The organism is bacterium, from assembly GCA_027622355.1.
Classification (GTDB): domain Bacteria; phylum UBA8248; class UBA8248; order UBA8248; family UBA8248; genus JAQBZT01.
Genome location: JAQBZT010000088.1, coordinates 1 through 9,812, shown reverse-complemented (window position 1 = coordinate 9,812; position 9,812 = coordinate 1). Strand labels below are relative to the sequence as shown.

Below are 9,812 nucleotides of genomic sequence, written 5' to 3'. Positions count from 1 at the left end.
CGCCTGCCGGACGAACCTTCCGGGCCTCTTCGCGGCGGGCGAGGACGCCGGCGGAACGCACGGGGCCAACCGCCTGGGGGGGAACGGCGTGGCGAATTCCACGGTCTTCGGCGAAATCGCAGGTGAAGTCATGGCCGATGAAGCGGCCGGCGCCGCCCCGGCCGGGTTCGACGAAGAGCGGGCCGGGACCGATGCGGCGGCGGCGCGGGCGGCGCTCGGCGAGGGCGCGTCCCCCTATCCCATCCGGACGGCGCTGAAGGAAGTGATGTGGGAGAAGGCGGGGCTCATCCGCGACGGGAAGGGGCTCGCCGGGGCCCTTTCGGAGATCGCCGATCTTGCGGCGCGCGCAGACCTGGCCCGCGCGCCGGGAGATAGAAACTACAATCTCGCGTGGCAGAACATACTCGATGTGCGCAATCAACTGAAGATCGCCGAGCTCATCGTGCGCGCCGCCCTTGAGCGGGACGAGAGCCGGGGAAGCCACTACCGCACCGATTGCCCCGAAATGCACGATGATGGACGCTACAACATCTTCCTCCGGAAGGGCGGCGACGGGGTGCACCTCGAAAGGCGGCCGGTGCGCTTCACCCGAATCACCCCCCAGGAGGAAGGCGCGCCGCCGGTCACGTTCACCGACTAGCGGCCGGAAAGGGAGAAAAGCGGATGAAAGTGAAAAAGCAGGGTGCACCCACTGGGGCGGGCGGGGCCGGCTTCTGGGACGCTGCGTCGTGGCGCGCGATGTACCCCGGCATGTGGGCCTGGGTGCTGCAGCGCGTCTCGGCCCTTGTGCTGATCGTCCTGCTGCCCTTCCACGTGGTGAATCCCTACATCGCCTGGCTTCGGGTCACCGTTCTCGCGCTTGTCATCTGGCACGCCATGCACGGCATCAAGATCGTCCTGACGGACTTCGGCTTCCCGGCCCGGCACCAAAGAACCCTTCTCTGGACACTGAGCCTTATCGGCCTCGCGGCGTTCTTCGCGCTGACCTTCTACCGGAAGCTGATCTGGGGAATCGTGTGATGGAAAAAGAAATCCGCATCCGGATCCGGCGAGGCGGCGCTGCGGGGGCGGCGGGCGGCCCGGCGGAGCGCTACCAGAGCTACACCCTGCGCGCACGGGAGCGGATGACGATTCTCGATGCCCTGGTGGCGATTCAGGCCGAGTCGGACCCTTCGGTCGCGTTCCGCTACTCCTGCCGGGTCGGGATGTGCGGCACCTGCGCCCTCGAGGCCAATGGACGCGCCCGGTGGGCCTGCCGGACCCTCCTCTCGGAGCTGGGTGAGGAGATCACCCTTGAGCCCCTGCCCCATTTCCCCATCGTGCGCGATCTGGCCGTGGAAATGGCCCCTTTTTTCGAGAAGATGCGCCGGGCCCGGGCCTGGCTCGAGCCCACGGAAGCGGCCGCCGCCGCCCCTGCGCAGATTCCGCCGGAGGGCGCCGAGCGCCGGAAAATCGAGCCCCACATCGAGTGCATCACCTGTGGAATCTGCTACGCTTCATGTACCATGGTCGGGTACGAGCCGGACTTTCTGGGGCCGGCCGCCCTGAATCGCGCCTATACGCTTCTCTGCGACAGCCGCGACGCTCTGGGGGTTGATCGGCTGGAAGAGCTCGCGGACGAGCACGGCATTTGGCGCTGTCACGGCCAGTTCAATTGCACCGAGGCATGCCCGAAAGGGATCAGTCCCACCGACGCGATACAGGGACTGAAGCGGCGGGCCCTGGCGCATGCGGGGAAGACACATCTGCCGCTTCTTTTCGGGGGCGGCTCTTCCAGCGCGCGATAACAGACGGCGGACACTCCCTCCGGGGAGCGCCGCTGCAAAGAACCCTCTGTGCGGAGGATGAGGAGCGTTTACATGGCGGATGCCAAAGAGATGCGGGATCGTCTCGCGGCCGAACCATCGGAGGTCTGGACGCGCACGATCCTAAAGCCGCTTTACGAGTTCAAATTGCGGCACTGGTTCTATCCCCTGATCGCGGCGCACCAGGGCTGGGCGGTGATCCTCCACGAGGGGGGCGTCATCCCGAAGGAGGATGCCGCGCGCATCTTCGGCGCCCTCTCTGATCTGAAAACCGCAGGCCCCGCCGCGCTGGGAGAGTTCAACCCGGCCTTCGAGTACTTCTACCTCCATGTCGAGCGCTTCCTGACCGAGCGCGCGGGCGAGGAGGTGATCGGCAACCTCAATCTCGGCCGCACCCGCCCCGAGCCCCTCTCCCGGATGCACACCCGCGGGCGCCTGCTGGATACCGCCGATGGCATCATTGCGTTCCGCACAACCCTCCAGGAGATGGCGGCGCGCTACCGCGATACGGTGATGCCCTTTTACACCCATCTGCAGCACGCCCAGCCGACGACCTTCGGCCACTACCTGCTGGCGATTGCGGACAATCTGGCGCGGGACTTCGGGCGCCTCAAGGCCGCCTACGCCAACGTCAACGAGAACACCCTCGGCTGCGGCGCCCTGGCGGGCAGCGCCCTGCCCATCGACCGGGATCGCCTGAGCGCCCTTCTCGGCTTCGAGAAAACGCGCGAGAACACTCTCGATTCCGTGGCCGGCGTGGACCACATGGTGGACTGCGCGGCGATGCTGGCGAACATGATGCAGACCATGAGCCGCCTGGCGATGGACATTGATGTCTGGGCCTCGCTGGAGTTCGATATGGTGGATTTCGCGGACGAATTTTCCGGGACGAGCAGCCTCATGCCGCAAAAGAAAAACCCCTACGTGTGCGAGTACGTCCGCGCCCGCGCCGGACATGTCATCGGCGATCTGACCGCCGTCCTCGCGGTTGCCCACAACACCTTCTTTCAGGACACCGAGGACATCTGCATCGAGGTCCTGCCGCCGACCTGGCGGGCCTTCGACACGGCGGACACCGCACTCGAGCTCATGGGGGCGTTTCTGGCGACGGTGACCCCGAAGCCGGAGGTGATGCTCGAGCGCGCGGCCAAAGGCTTTTCCACGGCGACGGCGCTGGCCGACCTCATTCATGCGCAGCGGAGGCTCTCCTACCGGACAGCCCACCGGATCGTGGGGCGCACGGTCATGGCGGCCGTCCAGGCGGGCAAAACCGCGCTCGAGGTCACTTCCGAAATGGTGGACGCCGCCGCGCGCGATGTCACCGCGGAGCCGCTCGGTCTCGCGCCGGAGGACATCCGCCGCGCCCTGGACCCGGCCCATTTCGTCCAGACCCACAAGGTAAAGGGCGCGCCCGCCTCCGAGGTGATGGCCGGGATGCTCGCGGAACGGGAACAGACCCTGAAGGGCGATACGGCGTGGGTCGCCGGAAAACGCGGCGGCCTCGATAACGCAAAGAAAACGCTGGATGACACCATCCGGCAGATCATCGGTTAAAATGCCTCCGCTGCTCGGCGGATGATGAAAACGCAAGGAGAGAGACAAGTTGTCCAAGGGCATCGTATGGATCACCACCACCTGGGTCCGCCACATGGAGGACCCGATGAAATGGCTGCGGCCGCTCGAGGAGGAAGCCGGTCTGGAAGTCCGCCTCGACTCCCAGGGAAGGGACCTGACGGAGGCGGAGGTCCGGGCGGGACTGCCGGGCGTCGTCGTCGCCATCCCGAGCAACGACCCCTACAACGAGCGAACCCTGCCGGCCGGCGATAGCCTGAAGATAATCGCCCGCACCGGCGTCGGGGTGAACAGCATCGATCTGAAAGCCGCGACGGCCCACGGCGTTCTCGTCACGAACGCTGTCGGGAAGAACGCGAACTCCGTCGCGGAGCACACCTTCGGCCTCATGCTGGGGGCGGCCCGGCGCATCCCCGAGCTGGACCGCAAGGTGCGCGAGGGCCTGTGGGGGGAGGTTCGCCGGCCGTGCGCCTCCCTCATCGGCAGGACGATCGGGATACTCGGTCTCGGCAACGTGGGCAAGCAGGTGGCCCGGCGCGCCGCCGCCTTCGGGATGAACATCATCGCCTACGACCCGGTCCGCGACGAGCGGTTCGCCGCCGAGGTGGGCGTCTTTTTCCGCACACTGGAAGAAGTCCTGGAAACGGCGGATTTCATCTGCTGCCATCTTCCCCTTCTCCCGGAAACCGAGGGGCTGATCGGGAAAAAGCTGATCTCCCGGATGAAGCCCACCGCCTACCTCATCAATTGCGCCCGCGGGCCCATCGTGAACCTGGACGATCTGGCGGATGCGCTTGCGCGCGGCGCCATCCGCGGGGCGGCGCTGGATGTTTTCCCCGAGGAGCCGCCCGACGTGAAGCACCCGATCTTCGCGCTCGAGAACGTTACGCTCGCCCCCCATACGGGCGGCATCGGGGAGGATGCCTGCGAAAATTGCCTTCGTCATTCCGTGCAATGCGTGCTGGATTATCTTGGGGGGCGCGTCCCGGCGGACGTGGTCAACCCGGAAGTTTTAAACTCCAGTAAAAATTGAGGATACCTATATGCGCCGATGGAAAATGCTGTTTCTTGCGATTCTCCTGGCCGCCTTCGCTTTCCCCGCCCAGGCGGGCGGGCCGGCTTCCTCCGCCGGCCTCATTCAAATTCCCTGGAACGTGACCGAACACCGCCTCGCCAACGGCCTGCGCGCACTCCTGCTGCCCGATCGGCGGGCGCCCGCCGTCGTCTTTCAGGTGTGGTACGGCGTCGGAAGCCGGGAAGAGAAAACCGGAAAAACGGGCCTCGCCCACATGCTCGAGCACATGATGTTCCGGGGCACGAAAAATTACGGGCCCAAGGAATTCAGCAACATCGTCAAGCGAAACGGCGGGTCCCACAACGCCTTCACCAGCTTTGACTACACCGCCTACTACGAGAACATCGCCTCCGATCGCCTGGATCTGGTGATGAAGCTCGAGGCCGACCGGATGCTCAACCTCGCTCTTCAAAAAGACCTCCTCGAGCCCGAGCGCAAGGTGGTGCTCGAGGAGCGGAAGATGCGGGTGGACGATAGCCCCACCGGCGCTCTTTACGAAAAGCTCCGGGCGGCCATATTCACCAAACACCCTTACGGGAACCCCATCATCGGCTGGGAGCCCGACATCAAAACCTACACCCTCGAGGATCTGACGGCCTTCTACAAGCGCTACTACGTCCCGCGAAACGCCACCGTCGTCATCGTGGGAGATTTCGACACCCAAGAGGCCATAGGCCTGCTCGAGAAGCACTTCGGCCCGCTGCCCGCCCTCCCCTTCCCGGGCAGGCCAGTTCTGAGCGAGCCGCCCCAGCGCGCGTCCAAGCGCCTGGTGATCCGGCGGCCGGCCCGGCTGCCCTATCTCGCCGTCGCCTACCGGACGCCGAACTGGAAAAGCCCGGACTATCCGGCCCTCGTGATGCTCGAGGCGATTCTGGGCGGGGGCGAGACGAGCCGCCTCTACCAGCGTCTCGTCCGGCGGGATTCGCTCTCTCTCGGCACGGGCGCCGACTACTCCTTCATCACCGTGGACCCGGGGCTCTTTTACGTCTACTCCCGCATGGCCCCCGGCAAGAAGGTGGAAGATGTCGAAGCGGTCATTCAGGATGAGATCGACAAACTGATTCGCAAAGGGGTGTCCCGCGAGGAACTCGATAGGGCCCTGCGCAGTATCGAGGCCCAGACCGTCTTCTCGATGGACAGCCATTTCGGCCGCGCCATGCTCCTCGGCCGGGCCGCGATCGCGGGCAACGTACGGCTTCTCGAAACCTACTTGCCCAGTCTGGCCAAGGTCACGGGGCGGGACATCGTTCGGGTGGCGAAAAAATATCTCACGCCGGACCGGAAGACAACCGCGATTTTGATACCGGCCAAGGACGGGAAATCTCCCGCTCCGGGCCAGCCGCCGAAGCCGAAGACCAGCGGAGACAAGTGATCACCCATGCGCACTCAAAAACGGACCATCTCGCTTGCTTTCTCGCTTCTCGCGTTTTTTTCGCTGGCCACCGCGTCCCGCGGCGCCCTCCTCACGATGGAGCGGGAGGAGCTGCCGGGGGGCGGCATCCTGATCGTCAAGAACTCCCCCCAGCTTCCGATCGTGACCATTCGCGTCTCGGTACGGGCCGGGTCGCGCCATGAAACGCCCCAGCTCGCCGGACTGGCCAGCATGACGGCCGCCAGCCTCGCCCGGGGCACTGCCGGGCGCAGCGCCTCGGACATCGAAAAGCTGAACGATAGGCTCGGCGGAGGCGTCGAGGCAGGCGCCGGCCGCGACTTCGCCGGTGCCTCTCTTCGCGTTCTCGTACGCGATCTGGAACAAGGGATGGATCTGCTGGCCGACATCCTGCGCCGGCCGGTATTTCCGCAAAAAGAGTTCACCAAGACCCAGCGCCGCATCCTGGGCGGCCTCATCCGCCGGATGGAGCGCCCCGGAAGCCTGGCCGACGAGAAGATGCGCGGGCGCCTCTTCGGCGAACACCCCTACGGGCGCCTGACGAGCGGCACCCCGGAGACCGTCAAGGCCATCCGCCACCAGGATCTCACCGTTTTTCACCGGAAGTGGTACGGGATGAAAAACGCCATTTTCGTTTTCGTGGGCGACATCACGCTGGCCCGCGCAAGGGAACTCGTTCTGGAGCGTTTCTCGGGCTGGAAGGCCGAGGGCGGCCAGCTGCCTCCGGCGCCCCTTGCCCCTGCTCCGAAGGGCCTTTTGTTCGAGAAGGTGGACAAGCCCCTCGCCCAGGCCACCATCATCCTCGCCAACCGCTCGCTTCGAAGGACGCACCCGGATTTCTACGCCGCCCGGATCATGAACTACATCCTGGGCGGGGGCGGCTTCGATAGCCGCATCCTGAATAACATCCGCGAGGAGAAGGGACTCGTCTACGCCGCCTACAGTTATTTCGACGCCGGGCTCGACTCCGGGCATTGGCGCCTTTTCCTCCAGACCCGCAACGAGAGCGCCCGGGAGGCGATCACTGAATCCATCGCCGAAATCAAGCGCATCAAAAAGGAGGGGGTCACCGACAAGGAACTCGCCGAGGCGAAGTCCTACATCACCGGAAATTTCGCCACGCGCCTGACCTCCTCCTCCCAGATCTCCGATTACATTCTGGCCATCGAGCGGCTCGGCTTTCCGCCGGACTATGCCGATAAATACCTCGCCAGCATCCGCGCGGTGACGAAAGAGCAGGTTCAGGCGGCGGCGAGAAAATACATCCGGCTCGACGAGGCGGTGCTGGCGATTGTGGGAAACCTGGAAAAAACCGGGATCGACGATGTCCGCCTTTCCGCCCTTTCGAAAGAAGAATGAACTCTTTCCTTTTTCGCGGAGGTTTCACGCCATGCGCCGCAGCACCTTTAACGCCACCAAAAACGCGCCTCCTGGAGGTCACTACTCGCACGGCGTCATCGTCGAGGCGGGCCGCACGCTCTACGTGGCGGGCCAGGTTCCCCTCGATGTCGACGGAAACGTCGTCGGCGCGGGCGATATCGAGGCCCAAACCCGCCAGGCGCTCGAGAACATGAAAAACGTCATCGAAGAGGCCGGCGGCCGGATGGAGGATGTCGCCAAGACCACGGTCTTCGTGACCGATCTGGCGTTCCGCGGCCCCGTGGGAAGGGTCCGGAAGGAATTCTTCCCCGGACCGCCTCCCGCCAACACTTTCCTCGTGATCTCGAGCCTCGCCCAGCCGGAGTTCCTCGTAGAGATCGAGGCCGTCGCTCCCCTCCCCTAGGAGACAACCCCCCGTGTGGGAAAACCTCTCCAGCCGGGCCGGGTGGCGCTGGCTGCCCGCCCTGGTTTGTCTCGCCCTGATACACGGCGCCTCCGCGCGGCCCGTGCCCGATCTGCCATATTTTCTTCCCGAGGGGGTGGACAAAATCGCTCATCTGGGCGAATTTTTCCTCCTGGCGGCGCTGCTGTGGCAGCCCCTGCGGCACAGGGCGCCCGAGTGGACAGAAATGCGGACGGCCGCATGGCTCTTCCTTTTCATCGCCCTGAACGGAATTCTGGATGAATTCCACCAAATTTTCGTTCCCGGGCGGCAGGCTTCCGCGGCCGATGTCGCGGCCGACATCGCCGGGGGGGGTGCGGCCCTGATCTGGGCGCTGCACCGCGAAAAAAGCCTCTTTCCCGGGGCTAAACTGGCCGGGTCAAATGCCGCTGCACCTCATAGGACAGGAACCATCAATGACTGACTTCCGCGAGCGGCTCAGCGAAGACATGAAAAATGCCATGCGAGGCAAGGAAGTATTGCGCCTTTCCACCATCCGCATGATCCGGAGTGAAATACTGAACAAAGACAAGGAACATGGCCTACAGGCCAGTGAAGAAGATGTTCTCAAACTCCTCCAAACCATGGTAAAAAGACGTGAGGAGTCGGCTTCACTATACGAAAAGGGCGCGCGCGCGGATTTGGCGCAAAAAGAGCGCGACGAGATCGAAATCGTCAAATCCTACCTCCCCGCCCAGTTGAGTGCAGACGATATCCGGAAAGAAGCCCAGGCCGCCATCGAAGAGTTGGGCGCATCATCCATAAAGGATATGGGCAAGGTGATGGGGGCTCTCACCAAGAAACTGGCTGGGCGCGCGTCGGGCGCGGCCGTCAGCGATGTGGTGAAAGAACTTCTCGCCGGTTGAGTGACCACGAAAGGAAACGAAAATGAAATCCAGCTACCGCGTTGAGGATGTGGCGTTCGCCCTTCAGTGCGAGCCCGATCAGGAAGCCATCGTTTCCGCGCTGGCCGAGAGAGACTACCGCATCTTCGAGGTGGAACAGCCTGCGGGCGCCATTGTCCCCTACCATACGCATGACGAGGAAGAGACCATCGTCCTCCTCGACGGCCGGGTGCAGTTCAACGTCGAAGAGGAACTGGTGGTCCTCGAAAAGGGCGAGATGATCACGATCCGGGCCGGCGCCATTCACGCCGCCGCGCCGGTGGACGGAGATTCCGCGCGCATTCTCCTGGGCTTCGGAAAAAGTAAATCCGCGCCGCCCCAGAGGGACGCCGCCTGGGATGAGTACGACGAGGAAGACGACGAAATCGTTTGACCGCCACCTCCAATACTTCGCCTACGGGGCCAACCTCTCGCAAGCCGAAATGCGCCGACGGTGCCCGGAAAGCCGCCCGCTGGGCCCCGCCCTTCTCGAAAATCACCGGCTCTGCATCGCCCTGCCGGCGGATGCGCCGCCCGGCCCCGGCTGGGCCACCATCGCTCCCTCGCCGGGCGATTCGGTCCACGGGGCCCTTTACGCACTGCACACGGCCGACCTTCCGGCCCTGGATGACTACGAGGGATACCCCGCCCTCTACCGCCGCACAGAAAGCGTCATCCTGACGGACAAGGCTCCCATGCGCGCCATGCTCTACCAGATGCGCACGCCGCTCCGGGGGGCGCGGCCCACGAGGCGCTACACCGATACCCTCCGCAGCGGCTATCAGGACTTCGGCCTGCCCCTTCACGGGCTGGAGATTCTCTTCCGGGAGAACGAATCGTTTTGAGCTGCCCGCTCTCCCTTCGAGTGAAAAGATGAGACAGACGCCTGGAAAAATTCTTCTTTTTCTTCTTCTCGCCACTCTCGCGGGATGCGCCCAGCGGGAAATCGCGAAGGGGGATGTGCTGCGGACAGAGCGGCAAGTCCTCGCGAACGGTCGCGCCGGCTTCCGCCTCGCTCTGCTCCGGCCCGGCGAGCTCGCCGTCCGGCGCGTGGGGCTGTGCCCCGTGCAGGAGAGGAAAATCTTCGAAGAGGTGGAGATCATCCGGGATTCGGCGGTCCTCGCGGGCGCATCCAAAATCGGCTGCGGCGTCCAGAAGCTGGGCGAGATCTCCTCCCGCGTCTTCGGCCAGGGCGTTGACAGCCCCTCGAACTGCGGGGGCGCCAGCTTCACCGATCGCCGCCCGACGGGAAAAACGATACCCG

At 64.6% G+C, this 9,812-nt stretch carries 13 protein-coding genes; all 13 read left to right on the top strand.

Going from position 1 to position 9,812, the window contains the following annotated elements; translation table 11 throughout:
• The coding region (locus tag O2807_06885; protein MDA1000225.1) for an FAD-binding protein at positions 1-640 on the top strand (640 nt) is incomplete at its 5' end.
• A 23-nt stretch (positions 641-663) separates the two neighbouring features.
• Entirely contained in the window at positions 664-1,020 is a 357-nt protein-coding gene (locus tag O2807_06880; protein ID MDA1000224.1) for a hypothetical protein, read from the top strand.
• A complete protein-coding gene (locus O2807_06875; GenBank protein ID MDA1000223.1) occupies positions 1,020-1,787 on the top strand; it encodes a succinate dehydrogenase/fumarate reductase iron-sulfur subunit in 768 nt (255 codons plus the stop codon). The genes O2807_06880 and O2807_06875 overlap by 1 nt, the downstream gene beginning before the upstream one ends.
• A 72-nt stretch (positions 1,788-1,859) precedes the next feature.
• Positions 1,860-3,359: an argininosuccinate lyase gene (argH, locus tag O2807_06870; GenBank protein MDA1000222.1), complete on the top strand. Its 1,500-nt coding sequence runs from the start codon at positions 1,860-1,862 to the stop codon at positions 3,357-3,359.
• Positions 3,360-3,408: 49 nt separating this feature from the next.
• A complete protein-coding gene (locus O2807_06865) occupies positions 3,409-4,410 on the top strand; it encodes a phosphoglycerate dehydrogenase (GenBank protein MDA1000221.1) in 1,002 nt (333 codons plus the stop codon).
• 10 nt (positions 4,411-4,420) lie between these two features.
• Positions 4,421-5,824, top strand: a complete 1,404-nt coding sequence (locus O2807_06860) for a pitrilysin family protein (GenBank protein MDA1000220.1) — start codon at positions 4,421-4,423, stop codon at positions 5,822-5,824.
• Positions 5,825-5,830: 6 nt separating this feature from the next.
• Entirely contained in the window at positions 5,831-7,201 is a 1,371-nt protein-coding gene (locus tag O2807_06855; protein ID MDA1000219.1) for a pitrilysin family protein, read from the top strand.
• Between the two features lie 31 nt (positions 7,202-7,232).
• The gene (locus O2807_06850) at positions 7,233-7,625 is read left to right on the top strand and encodes a RidA family protein (protein ID MDA1000218.1); all 393 of its coding nucleotides are present in this window, start codon (positions 7,233-7,235) and stop codon (positions 7,623-7,625) included.
• A 13-nt stretch (positions 7,626-7,638) separates the two neighbouring features.
• On the top strand, positions 7,639-8,088 hold the full coding sequence (locus O2807_06845) for a VanZ family protein (GenBank protein ID MDA1000217.1): 450 nt from the start codon (positions 7,639-7,641) through the stop codon (positions 8,086-8,088).
• Positions 8,048-8,530: a GatB/YqeY domain-containing protein gene (locus O2807_06840; GenBank protein MDA1000216.1), complete on the top strand. Its 483-nt coding sequence runs from the start codon at positions 8,048-8,050 to the stop codon at positions 8,528-8,530. The genes O2807_06845 and O2807_06840 overlap by 41 nt, the downstream gene beginning before the upstream one ends.
• Before the next feature lie 22 nt (positions 8,531-8,552).
• Positions 8,553-8,942: a cupin domain-containing protein gene (locus O2807_06835; protein MDA1000215.1), complete on the top strand. Its 390-nt coding sequence runs from the start codon at positions 8,553-8,555 to the stop codon at positions 8,940-8,942.
• Entirely contained in the window at positions 8,908-9,393 is a 486-nt protein-coding gene (locus tag O2807_06830) for a gamma-glutamylcyclotransferase (GenBank protein MDA1000214.1), read from the top strand. Before O2807_06835 ends, O2807_06830 begins: the two co-directional genes overlap by 35 nt.
• Before the next feature lie 28 nt (positions 9,394-9,421).
• Positions 9,422-9,812 (top strand): hypothetical protein (locus O2807_06825; GenBank protein MDA1000213.1); only part of this gene is annotated, 391 nt, incomplete at its 3' end.

Excerpts from the sequence above, each read along its gene's own strand:
- O2807_06880 (MDA1000224.1), top strand. The coding sequence starts at position 664 with ATGAAAGTGAAAAAGCAGGGTGCACCCACTGGGGCGGGCGGGGCCGGC.
- O2807_06875 (MDA1000223.1), top strand. The coding sequence starts at position 1,020 with ATGGAAAAAGAAATCCGCATCCGGATCCGGCGAGGCGGCGCTGCGGGG.
- argH (MDA1000222.1), top strand. The coding sequence starts at position 1,860 with ATGGCGGATGCCAAAGAGATGCGGGATCGTCTCGCGGCCGAACCATCG.
- O2807_06860 (MDA1000220.1), top strand. The coding sequence starts at position 4,421 with ATGCGCCGATGGAAAATGCTGTTTCTTGCGATTCTCCTGGCCGCCTTC.
- O2807_06855 (MDA1000219.1), top strand. The coding sequence starts at position 5,831 with ATGCGCACTCAAAAACGGACCATCTCGCTTGCTTTCTCGCTTCTCGCG.
- O2807_06850 (MDA1000218.1), top strand. The coding sequence starts at position 7,233 with ATGCGCCGCAGCACCTTTAACGCCACCAAAAACGCGCCTCCTGGAGGT.
- O2807_06840 (MDA1000216.1), top strand. The coding sequence starts at position 8,048 with ATGCCGCTGCACCTCATAGGACAGGAACCATCAATGACTGACTTCCGC.
- O2807_06835 (MDA1000215.1), top strand. The coding sequence starts at position 8,553 with ATGAAATCCAGCTACCGCGTTGAGGATGTGGCGTTCGCCCTTCAGTGC.
- O2807_06830 (MDA1000214.1), top strand. The coding sequence starts at position 8,908 with ATGAGTACGACGAGGAAGACGACGAAATCGTTTGACCGCCACCTCCAA.